General features: G+C 63.2%; 19 protein-coding genes. 6 read left to right on the top strand and 13 right to left on the bottom strand.

Features of this window, described 5'->3' with window-relative positions:
- Positions 1 to 74: 74 nt before the first annotated feature.
- From AC5WEY_RS12415 to ctaD, 3 genes are all read right to left on the bottom strand, one after another.
- Complete coding sequence (locus AC5WEY_RS12415; protein ID WP_495646108.1) at positions 75 to 896, bottom strand: peptidyl-tRNA hydrolase; 822 nt, start codon at positions 894 to 896, stop codon at positions 75 to 77.
- The gene (serB, locus tag AC5WEY_RS12410) at positions 893 to 2119 is read right to left on the bottom strand and encodes a phosphoserine phosphatase SerB (RefSeq protein WP_057477542.1); all 1227 of its coding nucleotides are present in this window, start codon (positions 2117 to 2119) and stop codon (positions 893 to 895) included. The genes AC5WEY_RS12415 and serB overlap by 4 nt, the downstream gene beginning before the upstream one ends.
- Before the next feature lie 144 nt (positions 2120 to 2263).
- The gene (gene ctaD / locus AC5WEY_RS12405) at positions 2264 to 4054 is read right to left on the bottom strand and encodes an aa3-type cytochrome oxidase subunit I (RefSeq protein ID WP_057477541.1); all 1791 of its coding nucleotides are present in this window, start codon (positions 4052 to 4054) and stop codon (positions 2264 to 2266) included.
- A gap of 301 nt (positions 4055 to 4355) precedes the next feature.
- On the opposite strand from ctaD, the gene AC5WEY_RS12400 reads away from it, so the two are divergent.
- The 4 genes from AC5WEY_RS12400 (at position 4356) to AC5WEY_RS12385 (ending at position 7137) form a co-directional block, all read left to right on the top strand.
- Positions 4356 to 5441 (top strand): iron-siderophore ABC transporter substrate-binding protein, encoded by a 1086-nt coding sequence (locus AC5WEY_RS12400; RefSeq protein ID WP_495646107.1) that lies wholly within the window; start codon positions 4356 to 4358, stop codon positions 5439 to 5441.
- 4 nt (positions 5442 to 5445) lie between these two features.
- A complete protein-coding gene (locus tag AC5WEY_RS12395) occupies positions 5446 to 5919 on the top strand; it encodes an NUDIX hydrolase (protein WP_495646106.1) in 474 nt (157 codons plus the stop codon).
- Positions 5920 to 6018: 99 nt separating this feature from the next.
- On the top strand, positions 6019 to 6936 hold the full coding sequence (locus AC5WEY_RS12390) for an SPFH domain-containing protein (protein ID WP_495646105.1): 918 nt from the start codon (positions 6019 to 6021) through the stop codon (positions 6934 to 6936).
- 3 nt (positions 6937 to 6939) lie between these two features.
- Positions 6940 to 7137, top strand: coding sequence for a type II toxin-antitoxin system antitoxin (locus tag AC5WEY_RS12385; protein WP_495646104.1), 198 nt, complete (start codon positions 6940 to 6942; stop codon positions 7135 to 7137).
- Positions 7138 to 7161: 24 nt separating this feature from the next.
- On the opposite strand, the gene nrdF is transcribed toward AC5WEY_RS12385, so the two are convergent.
- The 7 genes from nrdF to AC5WEY_RS12350 all read right to left on the bottom strand — a co-directional run bounded on the left by nrdF (position 7162) and on the right by AC5WEY_RS12350 (position 13451).
- Complete coding sequence (gene nrdF / locus AC5WEY_RS12380) at positions 7162 to 8127, bottom strand: class 1b ribonucleoside-diphosphate reductase subunit beta (RefSeq protein WP_057477537.1); 966 nt, start codon at positions 8125 to 8127, stop codon at positions 7162 to 7164.
- A gap of 70 nt (positions 8128 to 8197) precedes the next feature.
- Positions 8198 to 9292, bottom strand: coding sequence for a hypothetical protein (locus tag AC5WEY_RS12375; RefSeq protein WP_495646103.1), 1095 nt, complete (start codon positions 9290 to 9292; stop codon positions 8198 to 8200).
- 91 nt (positions 9293 to 9383) lie between these two features.
- Positions 9384 to 11549: a class 1b ribonucleoside-diphosphate reductase subunit alpha gene (gene nrdE, locus AC5WEY_RS12370; RefSeq protein ID WP_057477535.1), complete on the bottom strand. Its 2166-nt coding sequence runs from the start codon at positions 11547 to 11549 to the stop codon at positions 9384 to 9386.
- Positions 11550 to 11584: 35 nt separating this feature from the next.
- Positions 11585 to 12046, bottom strand: a complete 462-nt coding sequence (gene nrdI, locus AC5WEY_RS12365) for a class Ib ribonucleoside-diphosphate reductase assembly flavoprotein NrdI (RefSeq protein ID WP_057477534.1) — start codon at positions 12044 to 12046, stop codon at positions 11585 to 11587.
- Between the two features lie 24 nt (positions 12047 to 12070).
- On the bottom strand, positions 12071 to 12304 hold the full coding sequence (locus AC5WEY_RS12360; RefSeq protein ID WP_032398330.1) for a redoxin NrdH: 234 nt from the start codon (positions 12302 to 12304) through the stop codon (positions 12071 to 12073).
- A 414-nt stretch (positions 12305 to 12718) separates the two neighbouring features.
- A complete protein-coding gene (ykgO, locus tag AC5WEY_RS12355) occupies positions 12719 to 12841 on the bottom strand; it encodes a type B 50S ribosomal protein L36 (RefSeq protein WP_027496600.1) in 123 nt (40 codons plus the stop codon).
- Positions 12842 to 12884: 43 nt separating this feature from the next.
- The gene (locus tag AC5WEY_RS12350) at positions 12885 to 13451 is read right to left on the bottom strand and encodes an NAD(P)H-dependent oxidoreductase (RefSeq protein ID WP_057477759.1); all 567 of its coding nucleotides are present in this window, start codon (positions 13449 to 13451) and stop codon (positions 12885 to 12887) included.
- Between the two features lie 104 nt (positions 13452 to 13555).
- On the opposite strand from AC5WEY_RS12350, the gene AC5WEY_RS12345 reads away from it, so the two are divergent.
- On the top strand, positions 13556 to 14155 hold the full coding sequence (locus AC5WEY_RS12345) for a TetR/AcrR family transcriptional regulator (protein WP_495646102.1): 600 nt from the start codon (positions 13556 to 13558) through the stop codon (positions 14153 to 14155).
- A gap of 10 nt (positions 14156 to 14165) precedes the next feature.
- Here the strand turns inward: AC5WEY_RS12345 and AC5WEY_RS12340 are convergent, their stop codons facing one another.
- Complete coding sequence (locus AC5WEY_RS12340; RefSeq protein ID WP_495646101.1) at positions 14166 to 14948, bottom strand: fructosamine kinase family protein; 783 nt, start codon at positions 14946 to 14948, stop codon at positions 14166 to 14168.
- 67 nt (positions 14949 to 15015) lie between these two features.
- Here AC5WEY_RS12340 and nadE point away from each other — a divergent pair, with 67 nt between their 5' ends.
- Positions 15016 to 15861 carry an NAD(+) synthase gene (nadE, locus tag AC5WEY_RS12335; protein WP_495646100.1) on the top strand — a complete coding sequence of 282 codons (846 nt, stop codon included), beginning with the start codon at positions 15016 to 15018 and terminating at the stop codon, positions 15859 to 15861.
- A 34-nt stretch (positions 15862 to 15895) separates the two neighbouring features.
- On the opposite strand, the gene AC5WEY_RS12330 is transcribed toward nadE, so the two are convergent.
- Together AC5WEY_RS12330 and moaA are read right to left on the bottom strand one after the other, a co-directional pair.
- A complete protein-coding gene (locus AC5WEY_RS12330; protein ID WP_495646549.1) occupies positions 15896 to 16150 on the bottom strand; it encodes a MoaD/ThiS family protein in 255 nt (84 codons plus the stop codon).
- Positions 16151 to 16172: 22 nt separating this feature from the next.
- On the bottom strand, positions 16173 to 17234 hold the full coding sequence (moaA, locus tag AC5WEY_RS12325) for a GTP 3',8-cyclase MoaA (protein WP_495646548.1): 1062 nt from the start codon (positions 17232 to 17234) through the stop codon (positions 16173 to 16175).
- Between the last annotated feature and the right edge of the window lie 26 nt (positions 17235 to 17260).

Here is a 17260-nt window from a genome sequence, read left to right as displayed (position 1 = left end):
CAGTCTCCGTACTACTGGATATGTTCTGCATAGCCAGTTCTACGACAGTGGACCCCCCACTCGGGACACGGGCGTCAGCGAACCGCGATCACTGTCGTGGAGCCCGGTGCCACTTCGGTGAAGCCCGCATCTCGCACCGCGACGGCACGCCCATCGCGAACCTCGTCCTGCGCGCGTGCCCACTGCTGTCGATCCGCTGGACGAACGGAGCACGGGTAGCCCGCCGACGCCCAGTCTCGGCACTCCTCCACGCTCATCGCTCCGGCAAGCAACATCGAGGCATGCCCCACCTGAGCGGCAGCCTTCCCCACCGTCATGGACAACGACGCATCGACCCACAGCACCGGACCCGCCCCTGGCTCGGATGCCTCGTCTGGTGGAACATCGGTACCACCGATCTGCAGCCGTTTTATCCGTGGATCGAGGTCGCCGACGCGACCGGGAACGAATGCTCGTGCCGATGCGCCGCCCACGACGACCGTGACTCCCGGGACGTCCTGTGCGGCCGCCCATTGCGCACCCCGTGCCCGACGGGCAACCTTGCGAATTCGAGCCGACGTCCATTCGGCGAAGGCATCGTGCCAGGAGGCACCGGGACCCACACGCGGGTCGAGGCACAGCGCTACCGTCGCCCGGGCGGCTGCCTCGAGCAACTCGCTGCGCAACGGCGGATCCGTCTTCGGAATGTGCAGAACCAACGGCATGGCCAGAACGTCCGCCGGGTCTGCCGGATCCTCGGCTCCTCCGTACCCACGGGCGAGCTCGGCATGACGCGAGTCGAACGTGTTCTCCGCCAGGAACTCTTCGGCGTCGTTCTCGCCGGTCAGCTCAGGTGTCACATCGCCGACCTCGGGATATCCGATCTCGGGACTGCCGGCCGGGTGCTCGCCGATCATGGGATCGGGACGCGACGGACTCCCCCGTCGACTGCATCCGCAGCTTCGATCTCGTGGCGCGTGACGCCGAGAATGAACAGCACCGCATCCAGGTACGGATGCGAGATGGCGGTGTCGGCAATTTCGCGAAGGGCAGGCTTGGCGTTGAAGGCGACGCCGAGGCCGGCCGCAGTGAGCATGTCGATGTCGTTGGCTCCGTCGCCGACCGCCACCGTCTGCTCCATCGGTACTCCCGATTGCGCGGCGAATTCGCGCAATGCGGTCGCCTTCGCCGCTCGGTCGACCACTTCACCGATCACGCGGCCGGTGAGCTTGCCGTCGATGATCTCGAGCGTGTTCGCCTTGACGTAATCCAGTTCGAGTTCGTGGGCCAGACCTTCGATGACCTGCCGGAAACCTCCGGATACGACTCCACACGCGAACCCGAGTCGTCGCAGGGTTCGAATGGTGGTTCGTGCGCCCGCCGTCAGCTCCAGACTTTCGCCCACCTCGTCGATGACCGATTCGTCGAGACCTGCCAGTACGGCGACCCGCTGTTCGAGGGACTCCGTGAAGTCGATCTCGCCGCGCATCGCCGCTTCGGTGACAGCTCTCACTTCCTCCTCGCGTCCGGCACGCGCAGCCAACATCTCGATGACCTCGCCCTGTACCAGCGTGGAGTCGACGTCGAACACGATGAGCCGCTTCGAGCGACGCGCGATGCCTGCCCTCTCGACAGCGACGTCCACACCGATTCCCGCTGCGATCGCCGCGAGACCGGTACGGAGTGCGACATCGGCAGTCGGTGACGTGTCGGTTGCAGTCACCTGCAGTTCGAGGCCCGTCACGGGGTAGTCGGCAACTCCGCGGATGGAGTCGATATTCGCGCCCTGACGGGCCAACTCGCGCGAGATGGTGCTGAACGCCCGCGCTGTCACGGGTCGACCGAGAACGACGACGACATGTGTGCCCAGGCTCCGACCACCGCTCTGCGCAGCGCCGATCTCGACGTCCACATGCACCCCGACCGTGGCCATGGCGTCTTCGAGCTCTTCCTGCAGCGCTTCGGGATCGCGCGGACAAGTCAACAGGACACCGAGGGTCAGCCTGCCGCGAATGACCACCTGCTCCACGTCGAGAAGGCTCACCTCGTGCCGAGACAATGCCGCGAAGAGCACCGAGGTGACGCCCGGCTTGTCGGGTCCCGTCACCGTCACCAGCACTGCGGTGTCGTTCGACTTCACCGGATCTCCCTTTCACATTCGGCCAACGGCCGGATACGTCTTCGTGTCACCTCGCGGCGAGCGGGCCGACCCGAACGCGCCACGAGATTGTCGCAAGCGAAGAGCCCCACCCGGTAGCCGGGAGGGGCTCTCGCTGTGCTGTGACTACCTGGGGTCGGGGTCTCCGGACCCTTCGTGATCGCTGGTGGCGAGCGGTGCCCGGCGGGCCTGCTCCATGACGGCCGTGGTCTTACCGCCATGTGCGCCCGGCCCGACGTGCGCTTCCGAGCGCATCCTCTCGACCATGTGCGGGTAGTGCAGCTCGAACGCGGGACGCTCCGACCGGATGCGAGGCAGCTCGGTGAAGTTGTGTCGCGGCGGCGGGCACGAGGTGGCCCATTCCAGTGAGTTGCCGTAGCCCCATGGATCGTCGACCGTGACGACCTCGCCATAGCGGTAGGACTTGAAGACGTTCCAGACGAACGGCAAGGTCGAGGCACCGAGGATGAATGCACCGATGGTGGAGATGACGTTCAGCTCGGTGAATCCGTCGGACGGCAGGTAGTCGGCGTAGCGACGCGGCATTCCCTCGTTTCCGAGCCAGTGCTGGACGAGGAACGTGGCGTGGAAGCCGAAGAACGTCAGCCAGAAGTGCCACTTGCCGAGGGCCTCGTCCATCATCCGGCCCGTCATCTTGGGGAACCAGAAGTAGATGCCGGCGTACGTCGCGAACACCACGGTGCCGAACACCACGTAGTGGAAGTGCGCCACCACGAAGTAGCTGTCGGTGACCTGGAAGTCGATCGGCGGCGAGGCCAACAGAACGCCGGTCAATCCGCCGAACACGAACGTGATCAAGAAGCCGATGGAGAACAACATCGGGGTCTCCAAGGTCACCTGGCCACGCCACATCGTGCCGACCCAGTTGAAGATCTTGACGCCCGTCGGCACCGCGATCAGGAACGTCATGAACGAGAAGAACGGAAGCAGCACCGCGCCGGTGGCGTACATGTGGTGCGCCCACACCGCGATCGACAGCGCGGCGATGGCAATGGTCGCGTAGATCAGTCCCGAGTAGCCGAAGATCGGCTTGCGGGAGAACACCGGGAACACCTCGGAGACGATTCCGAAGAACGGCAGCGCGATGATGTACACCTCGGGGTGCCCGAAGAACCAGAACAGGTGCTGCCACAGGAGCACTCCACCGGTTGCCGGGTCGAACAGGTGCGCACCCAGGTGGCGGTCGGCCGCCAGCCCGAGCAGCGCCGCCGTCAGCAGCGGGAAGGCGAGCAGGATCAAAATTGACGTCACCAGGATGTTCCAGGTGAAGATCGGCATCCGGAACATCGTCATGCCGGGGGCACGCAGGCAGATCACCGTGGTGATCATGTTGACGCCACCGAGGATGGTGCCGAGACCGGCCACAGCCAGACCCATGATCCACAGGTCGGCACCGACGCCCGGGGAATGCAGAGCGGAGGTGAGTGGGGTGTACGCGGTCCATCCGAAGTCGGCTGCGCCACCGGGGGTGATGAACCCTGCTGTGGTGATCAGGGCACCGAACAGGTACAGCCAGTACGAGAACGCGTTCAACCGCGGGAAGGCGACATCGGGTGCGCCGATCTGCAGCGGGAGGATGTAGTTGGCGAACCCGAACACGATGGGTGTTGCGTACAGCAGCAGCATGATCGTGCCGTGCATGGTGAACAGCTGGTTGTACTGCTCGTTCGACAGGAACTGCAGTCCTGGCACGGCCAACTCGGCGCGCATCAACAGCGCCATCAGTCCACCGACGAGGAAGAACGCGAACGACGTCGCGATGTACATGATTCCCAAGACCTTGGGATCGGTCGTCGTCACCGCTTTGTGCAGGAACGACCCCTTCGGTCCCATCCTCGGCGGGAACGGCCGAGCAGCATCCACCGCGGGAGCGGGCCTAGGCGCTAGGGCAGTCACAGATCCTCCTGATTGCGCGTCCGACCCCGAATCACGAGGCGACGTCATCTAGTCGTGCGCTACTCGAATCGTAGACCGTCGGACCGACACTTGCCGAACCGGTCCTACCGTGTGTCGTATTGGGCTCGTTCGACACCGCTCGAATCGGGCGATCTGCCTGCGCTGTGGGCCTTTCCGCGGCACCGGGCGCAGCGCGCGCGCTGTCGATTCAGTGGCCTCGGCGGTGCCCGTTCGAGTGTTCTACGAGAACGGTCTTCCGATACTGTGTGAGACCACCCGACCCGTCGAAGGAAGTCCCGCGTTGCCACTCCACCTGCGAGTCCCCCGTTCGTGTGCATCGCGCAGGACCGGCGCCGTCGTTGCGGCGTTCCTTGCCGCGGCTGTGAGTGTGGTCGGCTGCTCCGATTCCGAGACACAGGACGACGCGTCGACCATCGTTCGCACAACGACGAACATCGCCGGAGCAGGTGTGGTCGGGAACAACCGGGACACCGTGGGACTGTGCCCGGCACTGGCCCCGCTGGACCGAACCGGAGTCGAGGGCGATGTCCGCCCCGTTGGGCACGCCGAGGGCATCAGCGCCATTCCTGCCGACCCACAACGCATCGTCGTTCTCGACGCCGCGGGACTCGACGCCAGCTGCGCGGTCGGAATCTGGGAACGCGTCGTCGGCGCGGCGACGATCGACCCGGATTTCCGTGGAGACGGAGACCAACCGTTGTACCTCGGCACAGGCTTGTCGTCCGTTCCGTCCGTCGGCCCGGTCGGAGCCCCCGATATCGGGGCGATTGCCGCCCTCGACCCCGATCTCATCCTCGGTGCCGATTCTCTCGGTGCCGAAAGCTACGACTCCCTGAATGCCATCGCGCCGACCGTGTTCACCGAGACCGGGCAGGGCTGGAAGGACACCTTTCTGCAGTCCGCGGCAGCGTTGGGCCGAGGGCAGGCCGGTTTCGAGCAGCTCGCGTCGTTCTCTGCGGATGCCGAGCGGGTCGGTCGCGAGATCGATTCCACGCAGACGCAGGCGTCGGTCATCCGGTTCGGTGCGGACACGATCGAGGTGGACGGTCCGAACTCCTTCGCCGGACAGGTGCTCGCCGAGGTGGGTGTTGCGCGGCCGCAAAGTCAGCGCGATACCGATTTCACTGTTGCGTCGGATGATCTGGATCCAGTCGAGGGCGACATTGTGTACGTGCGATTCGCGGGTACCGAAGGCGAGTCCTTCGGTCGCGAGGTGATGGACAGCGACGCATGGCACGCACTCGGCTCGGTCACCGACGGGCGAGTGTTCGCCGTGAACGACACGGTCTGGTCCGGCAGTGGAGTTGTCGCGGCGCGTGCCATCCTGGCCGATCTCTCCGCTTCCCTGAACGCCTACGTGTCCTGACGCGATGCCGATTCCGGAATTCGTGCAAGCTCTCCGCAGCGTCGTCGGTACGTCCCCGCTCTGGTTGTCCGGTGTCAGCGCGGTCGTCGTGAGCGACGACCGCCGAGTGCTGCTGACTCTGCGAGCGGACAACAACACCTGGGCCGTGGTCTCCGGAATCCTCGAGCCGGGCGAAGAACCGGCACCGGCCGCGCTGCGAGAGATCCGCGAGGAGACCGGCATCGAGGCCACGATCGTGCGGTTGACGAGCGTCGACGTGACGGAGCCGATCACGTACCCCAACGGCGATGTCGCACAGTATCTGGACATCACTTTCCTTGCCCGCTACATCGCGGGCACCCCTCATGTCGCCGACGACGAGAATCTCGACGTAGCCTGGTTCGCGCTCGACGAGTTACCCGAAAAACTCACGGCCACTTCACGATTGCGGATCGAGAAAGCCATCGCCGACGACCCGTCGGCATGGTTCCGACGCTGACTCCCCCACCCGGACCGAATGCACAGCTCCGCCGAACAGTCACCCTTTCGATTCGTAATGTGATATCACTTTAGTATCAACATCGAGAGGGAGGTTCTCATGTCCGCACCCGCTACCGTCGCCGAGAAGCCGACGGGAACACCGACCACGACCATCGCCGAGCGCACCGGCTGGGATCTGCCCGGCTGGTCGATGCTCGGCGTCGGTCTCGCGCTGTTTCTCGGCGGAATCGCCGCGTTCGCTCTCGGACTCGTCTTCTCCACGGTGGGGCTCACAGCCGGCGGAGTCGTGCTGTTCGTGCTCTCGCTGCCGGCACTCATGGGATTGACTCTGGTTGAACCCAATCAAGCTCGCGTTCTGCAGCTGCTCGGCAGTTCGTACAGCGGGACGCTGCGTACACCGGGGCTGCGCTGGACGAATCCGTTGACGTACCGCAGGGCCATCTCGACGCGAATTCGCAACCACGAGACCGGTCAATCCAAGGTCAACGACGCCGACGGCAATCCGATCGAGATCTCTGCCATCGTCGTCTGGCAGGTTGCCGATACCGCTCTGGCATCCTTCCAGGTCGATGACTACGAGGAGTTCGTCGCCGTCCAGACCGAATCGGCCGTCCGTCATATCGCCGGCAGCTACCCGTACGACGCCGAAGGCCGAATGTCGTTGCGAGAGAACGCTGACGAAATCACCGCTGCGATGTCGGAGGAGGTGCACGCGCGGGTGCGGTCGGCAGGTGTGGAGGTGATCGAGACCCGAATCAACCGTCTTGCTTATGCCCCGGAGATCGCACAAGCAATGCTGCGGCGCCAGCAGGCGGGAGCGGTCATTGCGGCGCGTCAGCAGATCGTCGAAGGCGCGGTCGGCATGGTGGAGATGGCGTTGTCGAAGCTCGAGGAGAAGCACGTGGTCGAACTCGACGAGGAGAGAAAGGCGACCATGGTGTCGAATCTGCTCGTCGTGCTGTGCAGCGACCGCGACACGCAACCTGTCGTCAATACCGGATCGCTGTACCAGTGAGCCATGACCGTCGAGCGTAAGAAAATATTGCTTCGGCTGGACCCAGCGGTGCACGACGCCCTCGCCCGCTGGGCCTCCGACGATCTCCGGAGCACCAACGCTCAGATCGAGTTCCTACTGCGTCGAGCATTGAGCGACCAGGGCCGAATGCCCAAGGAAGCCAAAGACATTCGCGCGCCGGGCCGCCCACCGAAAGAGTGAGCGGCGCGGCGCGCGAAGGGGCCTCTAGAAGTCCCAGTCCTCGTCTTCGGTGTTGACTGCCTTTCCGATGACGTACGAAGATCCCGAGCCCGAGAAGAAGTCGTGGTTCTCGTCGGCGTTCGGTGACAGTGCGGACAGAATGGCCGGGTTCACGTCCGTCTCGTCCTTGGGGAACAGACCCTCGTAGCCGAGATTGTTCAATGCCTTGTTGGCGTTGTAGCGCAGGAACTTCTTGACGTCCTCGGTCAGACCGATCTCGTCGTAGAGGTCCTGGGTGTACTCGACCTCGTTGTCGTACAACTCGAACAGCAACTCGAACGTGTAGTTCTTGAGTTCCTCGCGCCGCTCCTCGCTGACCTTCTCGAGACCCTTCTGGTACTTGTATCCGATGTAGTACCCGTGCACGGCCTCGTCGCGAATGATCAGCCTGATCAGGTCCGCAGTGTTGGTCAGCTTGGCCCGCGAGGACCAGTACATCGGCAGGTAGAAGCCTGAGTAGAAGAGGAACGACTCGAGCAGAGTCGACGCCACCTTGCGCTTGAGCGGGTCGTCACCGTGATAGAAGTTCAGTACGATCTCGGCTTTGCGCTGGAGGTTGACGTTCTCCTCGGACCAGCGGAATGCATCGTCGATGTCGCGGGTGGAGCTGAGGGTGGAGAAGATGGAGCTGTAGCTCTTCGCGTGCACCGACTCCATGAACGCGATGTTGGTGTACACCGCCTCCTCGTGGGGAGTGATCGCGTCGGGAATGAGGCTGACGGCACCGACGGTGCCCTGGATGGTGTCGAGCAACGTCAGTCCGGTGAACACGCGCATCGTCAGCTGCTTCTCGACGGCGGTCAGTGTTGCCCACGACGGGATGTCGTTGGACACCGGCACCTTCTCGGGCAGCCAGAAATTACTGGTGAGACGCTCCCAGACTTCGGAGTCCTTGTCGTCCTGGACCCGATTCCAGTTGATCGCGGTGACACGATCGATGAGCTTTACCATGGGTGCCTACCTACAGGTCGATGAGCGAGAATTGCGGACGGTGCTACGTGAAAAGTCGCTGACACGAACACTACCCGTTGTGTCCGACATCAATAGCTAACACAAGATCTGTGTCGTGCGCGTTTTGCGTACCTGGAGGGGCGCACAACGCGCACGACGTGAGTTCGCCCTCCCAGCCCTCACGCCGAAGAACCCGCACAACGTCTTCTGCAACGCCGCACGGATCGCTGCTGACCTCGTCGTACCCGAAAACCAGTCGCGCACGCCCCTCGAGTTCGGCCGCATTGTCACGTCGCCGATCACGGAATGCGACCTCCTGCATCGAATGGAACCGACGACCGTCCAGGCGGACCGTCAACGTGCGAGATCCCACTCGGTACAGGACGTCCTCGTAGAGTGTCCGACCGTCGACCTGTATCGCGCTCTGCCGTTCGGCAGCCGGGAGCCCGTGAGCCTCTTCGACGTTGATCGCATATTCGAGTTCGAGAACGGACTGAACGCCGTTCGCGAGCAATTCAACGGCTTCGCTCAGCGCTGTCAGATACCGGTACGGCCTGCGTACGGCAATCTGCTCCCGAACGTCCGTCAATCGAATTCTTCGCTGAGTCACCGACGACACCAAGCTGTGGAAGGCCAGCCTCGGCGTAGGTTCCGATACCGCCAGATCGAGGGCAGTGTCCACCAAAGTCGTTCGCGGCATGTCCCCTGGTACGCCGATGTACCGGTGCGCACGAGATCTGTGCACGACCACTCCGGGATGCAGCGATAGTCCGATGCCCGCCACCAGCCTCGTTCCGACCCTGGGCACGGAGCGCAGCGTCGTGCGCTGATTGCAGGCAGACTTTCTATACGGCACAGTGACGTGGACGGCAGAATCGGGATCGGTCCGTCGCAATCCCCACTCTTCGGCAGCGGATCGGTGGCTGAGCATTGCGTGTCCACCTCCGTAGAGAAGCGCTGCCATCAGGGTCCGCTCCCGCGTCAACGGCCCGGTGAAGATCGAGTAGACACCTCTGAGAACGGCGATCCACGCTCCACTGTCCACCAGTGCGCGAACGCGATTTCGGCTGTATCCCAACTCCGTGACCTGCGACTGTGTGAACAGCCCCCACTGCGTGTCGATCAGAACCTGTAGTTCTCGACCGTCCCCCCGACCATGTTCCATGGACGGTCATCATGCCCAGCAGGTACGACACTTCTGTTCGTGCGCGTTTTGCGTAGCTCCAGCTACGCAAAACGCGCACGAGGGCAAAGCCCTACAGCATGCAGGAGACGCAACCCTCGACCTCAGTGCCTTCGAGGGCCATCTGACGCAGACGGATGTAGTACAGCGTCTTGATGCCCTTACGCCATGCGTAGATCTGCGCGCGGTTGATATCGCGAGTGGTGGCAGTGTCCTTGAAGAACAGCGTCAACGACAGGCCCTGATCGACGTGTTGTGTTGCGGCAGCATAGGTGTCGATGATCTTCTCGTACCCGATCTCGTACGCGTCCTGGTAGTAGTCCAGGTTGTCGTTGTCGAGATACGGTGCCGGGTAGTAGACGCGGCCGATCTTGCCTTCCTTGCGAATCTCGATCTTCGACGCCACCGGGTGAATCGACGAGGTGGAGTTGTTGATGTACGAGATGGATCCGGTCGGCGGAACGGCCTGCAGGTTCTGGTTGTAAATTCCGTACTCCTGAACGGACGCCTTCAACGCAGTCCACTCGGCCTGAGTCGGAATGGCAACGCCGGAATCGGCGAACAGTTTCGCGACCTTCGGCGTAGCAGGCTCCCAGGCCTGATCGGTGTACTTGTCGAAGAACTCCCCCGACGCATACTTGGAATCCGGGAAGCCCTTGAAGTACTGGCCGCGCGCCTTCGCCAGCTGGTTCGACGCCTGAATGGCGTGGAACAGCACCGTGTAGAAGTAGATGTTGGTGAAATCGATTCCCTCGGTCGACCCGTAGTGGATGCGCTCGCGGGCGAGGTAGCCGTGCAGATTCATCTGCCCCAGGCCGATCGCGTGAGAGTCGTTGTTGCCCTGCTCGATCGACGGCACGGAGAAGATGTGGGTCTGGTCCGAGACCGCGGTCAGACCGCGGATTGCCACGGCGATGGTCTTACCGAAGTCGGGTGAATCCATGGTCTTCGCGATGTTCAGCGAGCCCAGGTTGCACGAGATGTCCTTGCCGACATGACTGTAGGAGAGGTCGTCGTTGAACGTCGAGGGCGTCGAGACCTGGAGAATCTCCGAGCACAGGTTGGAGTGGGTGATCTTGCCCTTGACCGGGTTCGCGCGATTGACGGTGTCCTCGTACATGATGTACGGGTAGCCGGACTCGAATTGCAGCTCGGCGAGAGTCTGGAAGAACTCACGCGACTTGATCTTCGTCTTACGAATTCGCTTGTCGTCGACCATCTCGTAGTACTTCTCCGAGACGTCGATGTCGGCGAACGGCACTCCGTAGATGCGCTCCACGTCGTACGGCGAGAACAGGTACATGTCCTCGTTCTTCTTCGCCAGCTCGAACGTGATGTCCGGGATGACGATTCCGAGGGACAGCGTCTTGATTCGGATCTTCTCGTCCGCGTTCTCACGCTTGGTGTCGAGGAACTTGTAGACGTCGGGGTGATGCGCGTGCAGGTACACCGCGCCCGCGCCCTGACGTGCCCCGAGCTGGTTGGCGTACGAGAACGAGTCCTCGAGCAGCTTCATGATGGGGATGACACCGGACGACTGGTTCTCGATGCGCTTGATCGGCGCACCCGCTTCGCGAATGTTGCTCAGCAGCAACGCAACTCCGCCGCCACGCTTGGACAGCTGCAATGCCGAGTTGATGGATCGACCGATCGACTCCATGTTGTCTTCGATACGGAGCAGGAAGCACGAGACGGGCTCGCCGCGCTGCTTCTTGCCCGAGTTGAGGAAGGTGGGCGTCGCGGGCTGGAATCGGCCGGCGATGATCTCGTCCACGAGATCGGTGGCCAGGGCTTCGTCACCGGCTGCGAGCGTGAGCGCGACCATGCACACGCGGTCCTCGAAGCGCTCGAGGTAGCGCTTGCCGTCGAACGTCTTGAGCGTGTACGAGGTGTAGTACTTGAACGCACCGAGGAACGTGGGGAACCGAAACTTCTTCGAGTACGCGTGATTGATGAGGAACTTGACGAACTCACGCGAGTACTGATCGAGAACCTCGGGCTCGTAATAGTTCTCCTCGACCAGGTAGTCCAGCTTCTCGTCCAGATCGTGGAAGAACACCGTGTTCTGGTTGACGTGCTGCAGGAAGTACTGATTGGCAGCCTCGCGGTCCTTCTCGAACTGGATCTCGCCGTTGGGGCCGTAGAGATTGAGCATCGCGTTGAGCGCGTGGTAATCCATGTCGCCGTCGCCGCGAATCGTTGCGGGCGCGGGTGCTGCGTCGGTGATGGTCGGTGCCACTGCGATGCTCCTACTGGTATGTGGTGGGTAATGCTCTAGTGCGTGTGGGCCGCGCGGCGAACTTCACGTTCCCAGAAGTCCTCCAGTCCCTCGCGGACTCGCACTACGTCCTCGGGGGTGCCCATCAACTCGAATCGGTACAGATACGGAACCGCACATTTCTGCGAAATGACATCTCCGGCAAAGCAGAACGAATCACCGAAATTGGTATTTCCGGCAGCGATGACCGCTCGAATCAACGATCGGTTGTGCTCGTCGTTGAGAAACTTGATCACACGCTTGGGTACGTAATTGGTGTCACGCCCGGCATAGGTGGTCCCTCCCCCATAGGTCGGAACGACGAGAACATAAGGGGCATGGACTCGGAACGTACCGTCGGGATCACGAAGCGGAATGCGCGTTGCGGGGATATCCAGCTTCGAGACGAAACGATGCGTGTTCTCGGATGCGCTGGAGAAATACACCAGTGAGTGGGACGACTGCGGTTGCGAACTCACCGCTCACTCACTTCCTCGTTCTGTTCAAGCAGCGTTCGCTGCGAGGGTCTTGATGCGATCCGGACGGAAGCCGGACCAGTGATCGTCACCGGCGACGACGACGGGAGCCTGCAGGTAGCCCAGAGCCATGACGTAGTCACGCGCCTCGGGGTCCTGCGAGATGTCGATGACCGAGTACTCGATACCCGCTTTGTCGAGGGCGCGGTAGGTGGCATTGCACTGAACGCAGGCGGGCTTGGTGTAAACGGTGATGCTCATGGTGTCCCTCTTTCCGTTGTCGCCATCGGGTGCACCGACGGCGACCGATGTGCTCTGCGTGTGGCACCGAGAACATCTCCCGCTCAGGGCGACTTCGACCTGCTCGAACCTGCTTTCGCTGGCTCTTCGAGTTGTGGCCTCTCGGTCGGACAAACACTACACCTAGTGTCCGACATCTGACTACAACACGAGATGTTGCGAACAACATGCTTGGTATTCGCTGGTCACGGCCTTGCCGGGAGAGGATCGACGCGTCATTACGGCGTGTCGCAGGTCACATTCGGGTTGTGTTATCGGTCACCACCCATTTCTGCATCGGCAGCGACGAGCCCCTAGGACAACCGTTCCTCCCGCGCACGAGAACGGCCCCTCGGATTCGAATCCGAGGGGCCGTTGTCAGCGCGTGCGCGACAGTCAGCGTTGACGCGCCTTGAACCGGGGCTCTTTCTTGTTGATCACGAACACCACCCCGTGGCGGCGGACCACCTGAGCACCGGGCTTGTTCTTGAGCGATTTCAGAGAGTTTCTCACCTTCATGAGCTCACCCTACATGAAAACGACTATCGAAACCATCAAGCGGTCAGGCGCTCACGAGTTCGTTCGATGCCTTGACCAACTCGGCCACCACGTGTCCGATCTCTCCGGATACCTCGGCATTCTCGCTCGGGTGAGCCGAGCCGAACTTGTCCATGGTGCTGCCGATGGAGAGCTGGACGTCCTCGAGCACCGAACCACCGGCGATACGCACGGCCTTGCTCGTGTCCTCATGTGCCCACTTGGCACCGTTACCGCTGGGCGATGCGCTGATGACGACGACCGGCTTGCCCACCATCGCACCGGCACCGTAGGGGCGCGAGAGCCAATCGATGGCGTTCTTCAGCACAGCAGGAATGGTGCCGTTGTATTCGGGCGTGACCAGCAGCAAGGCCGAGGCCTTCTCGGCAGCAGCTCGCAGAGCGAGCGCCGCAGCCGGTACGGAACCCTCGACGTCGATATCCTCGTTGTAGAAGGGGACATCTCCGAGTCCGTCGTAGACCACGATCTCTGCGCCGGCGGGTGCCACGGTGACAGCAGTCTCGGCAATCTGCTTGTTCACCGATTCGGCGCGCAGGCTTCCGACGAGAACGAGTACGTGAGCGTCTGACATGAGATCTTCCTTCGAAAGTTCGGATGACGTGGTCGTCACGTCAATTCATACCATTCAAACGGACCATGGTCCACTTATGTTCCCGACAGGGTACGCTGACATTCGTGACCGGACCCATGCTCCCCATTGCGGGTGAGGACTCCGAACGGTGCGACGCAGCACGCAACCGTCGACTGTTGCTCGACGCCGCAGCGGATCTGGTGGCAACCATCGGAGCCGACGCCATCACCATGGATGCGGTGGCGACCAAGGCCGGAGTGGGCAAAGGCACCGTGTTCCGCCGTTTCGGCAACCGCGCCGGGCTGATGCGAGCGCTTCTCGATCACACCGAGCAGAAGTTGCAGCGCTCGTTCATGTTCGGCGATCCACCACTCGGTCCCGGAGCCGATCCGATCGACCGTCTCGTTGCTTTCGGCCGGGCTCGTCTCGAGTTCGTCAATGTTCAAGGCGAGGTGTTGCGGGCTGCCGAGACGTCGGCCGACGCGCGATACTCGGCCCCCGCACACATGGTCAACTTCACCCACGTCCTGTCGCTGCTCCGCGCGGCCGGCGTCGACGGGGATCTCCCACTGCTGACGCACTGGCTGCTCACACCACTCGAAGCCACCCTGGTACTACACCAGTACCGCGATCTCGGAATGCCGATGGCCCGGTTGGCCGACGGCTGGGAAGACCTGGTACGCAGAGCAACTCGCGCTCGATAGCTCGCCCGACTCAGATTTTCTCGACTGCCGTGGCCGCGGTGTGCAACGCCACACCGTAGGAGCGACCGTGCCCCGCTGCGTGGACCGCGAGTGGGTGCAGTTGGTGCAGTGCAATGCGGTCTCGCCACCCGGCTCCCAGCGGATGTACCGTCTCGTACCCGTCGACGATGTCCTCCAACAGGGGGCACCCGAAGAGCGCCAACATCGCCAGGTCCGTCTCACGGTGCCCGCCGTGCGCTGCCGGGTCGATCAGCACCACGCCTGCCTCGGTCCAGAACACGTTGCCGCTCCACAGATCTCCGTGAATTCGGCTGGGCGGCTCCGTGTCGTCGAAATCGCCGTCCGCAACGCGGCGGCACGCCGATTCGACGGTGGCAGCCTCGGTCGGCGTCACGGTGCCCGCATCGACGGCGATTCGTAGAAAGGGCAGTACCCGTTCGGCTGCGTAGAACTCACCCCACGTCCGGTGCACCGCATTGCTCATGGCACGAGCCCCGATGAACAGTTGGCCGGGAAAGGGTGCACCGTCGGAGCCGACGGGCGGCGCGCCGAAGCCGGCTGCTCCACCGCCGTGCATGTACGCCAACGCTCGACCGAATCTTCTGGCCGCGGGCGCCGTCGGATGCGCCGCGATCAAGCGCTCGAGTTCGATGTGTGTCGGCCCGTACCCGAGGACTCGGGCGACGGGCGCGCCCGCCTCACCGAGCCAGTGGAGCCCATGTGCCTCGGCGGCGAAGAAGTCGGGATGAGCCTGCGGGTTTCGTTTGACGAACGTATCGGAGGATCCACTCACGAAGACCGACCCTACGCACGGCGTGTGCGCGCGGCCACAGACCTGCCGACGTCATTAGTATGAGCTGATGGGATTCATCAACTCGGAAGTGCGCACGAGCATCACGCGTGAGCTGGCAGTGCAATCGACCATCGATCCGGTCACGGAAGTTCGCCGGAGGGTGGATTTTCTCAAGGACTACCTCTCGTCGACCCCGGCAACGGGCTTCGTGCTCGGTATCAGTGGCGGACAGGACAGCACACTCACCGGCAAGCTCGCCCAGCAAGCCGTGACGGAGCTGCGAGCCGACGGCCACGAGGCCGAGTTCGTCGCCGTACGGCTCCCCTACGGTGTGCAAGCCGACGAGGACGACGCGTCGATCGCGCTACGGTTCATCGACCCCGATCGAACCGTGACGGTCAACATCAAGGCCGCTGCCGACGCGTCGGCGGCCGCCACAGCAGAGGCCCTGGGAACCGCCGAGGTCCGTGATTTCGTTCGCGGCAACATCAAAGCTCGCCAGCGCATGGTCGCGCAATACGCCATCGCCGGAGAACTCGGCTACGTCGTGGTCGGCACCGACCACGCTGCCGAGGCCGTCACCGGGTTCTTCACCAAATTCGGCGACGGTGGTGTCGACCTGACTCCACTCACCGGCCTGAGCAAGCGTCAGGGTGCCGCACTGCTCCGTGAACTCGGTGCACCGGAGAGCACGTGGCGCAAAGTCCCCACCGCAGACCTCGAGGACGATCGCCCCGCACTGCCGGACGAGGAGGCACTCGGCGTGACGTACGAACAGATCGACGACTATCTCGAGGGCAAAGACGTCTCCGACGACGTCGCCGACAAGCTGGAGAAGATGTTCATGGCGACGCGCCACAAGCGAGCGGTGCCGGTCACGCCGTTCGACGATTGGTGGAAGAGCTCCCACTGAGCCGGGCGAGCGGACGCAAAGCCGAACGCGACGATCAGCCGCCTGCGAACGGCGGCAACACATCGACTCTGCTGCCGACCTCACGCCCCAGATCGCGCGTGAGGTCGTCCCCGACGAGATAAGCGGACACGCGCAGGATCGGGTCCATCTTCGCGCCGTGCTTCGACCGGATCACGTCTCGCACGTCGGCGAGTGTGGCTCCGGCGGGCACGGTGACGTACTCCGAGTCGCACCCCGACGCGTCGACGGCGGCGGCGAAGTACCGCACTTCGACCTCGGTCGAGGGCATGGTGTCCTCGATCGACTGCACGTCAACCACCGATCGCTCCCATGCTGCGGGTGGGTGGAACGAAGCCTTCGGCGTCGATACCGTGTCCGGCCCATTTGTTCCACATCGCCCCACGCCACACGGCGGCCAACTCGTCGTCGGTGGCACCGCCTCGCAGCGCCCCGCGTAGATCGGTTTCGTCGTCGCTGAACAGGCATGACCGAATGGTTCCTTCGGCGGTCACTCTCGTGCGGTCGCAATCCCCGCAGAACGAGCGCGTCACCGAGGCGATGATTCCGACGGTCGCGTCGGTACCGTCGACGCTCCACTCCTCGGCCGGTGCCGACGGATCGGCGCGTCCGACTTCACGCAGCTCGAACTCGGTCGACAGCTCGTCGAGCAATGTCTGGGCATCGATCATGTTCGCGCGAGCCCACTCGTGGTCGGCATCGAGCGGCATCTGCTCGATGAAGCGGAGCGCCACGCCCTCTTCGAGACACCAGCGCAATAGATCGACTGCACCGGACAGGGTGTCGCGCATCAGAACGGCGTTGACCTTCACCGGACCGATGCCCGCTCGCTTCGCCGCTCGGATGCCGGCCAGCACCGACGGCAGTCGGTCGCGTCGGGTCAGCCGCGCGAAATCCTCGCGGTCGACCGAATCCAGGGACACGTTGACCCGGGTCAACCCGGCATCGGCCAGTGCCCCGGCCCGATGCTCCAAACCCACTGCGTTGGTGGTCATCGACAGCGGAACACCTGCCGCAACATCGGAGCACAGCCGCAGAATCTCGTCGAGGTCGCGGCGCATGAGTGGCTCGCCGCCGGTGAACCGCACGTCGCGAATACCCAGCAGCCGCACGGACACCGACACCACTCGCGCGATCTCGGCCGGCGTGAGCAGGTTCGCGGCAGGAATGGCCGGAAGCCCTTCCTCCGGCATGCAGTAGGTGCACCGCAACGAGCACTTCTCGGTGATGGAGATACGCAAGTCGCGGGCGACTCGGCCGAAGCGGTCGATCAGGTGGGGTACGTCCGGCCGATCCGACACGAAATTCGCCTGCGACGACCGATCTGTCGGAGCAGCACCGCCGAACACCGGAATGCCCAGCGAGGTGACACTGTCCACCG

This window comes from Rhodococcoides sp. S146-33, assembly GCF_059489205.1.
The sequence above is the reverse complement of the archived record's forward strand: the minus strand, read 5'-3'. Positions and strand labels throughout refer to the sequence as shown.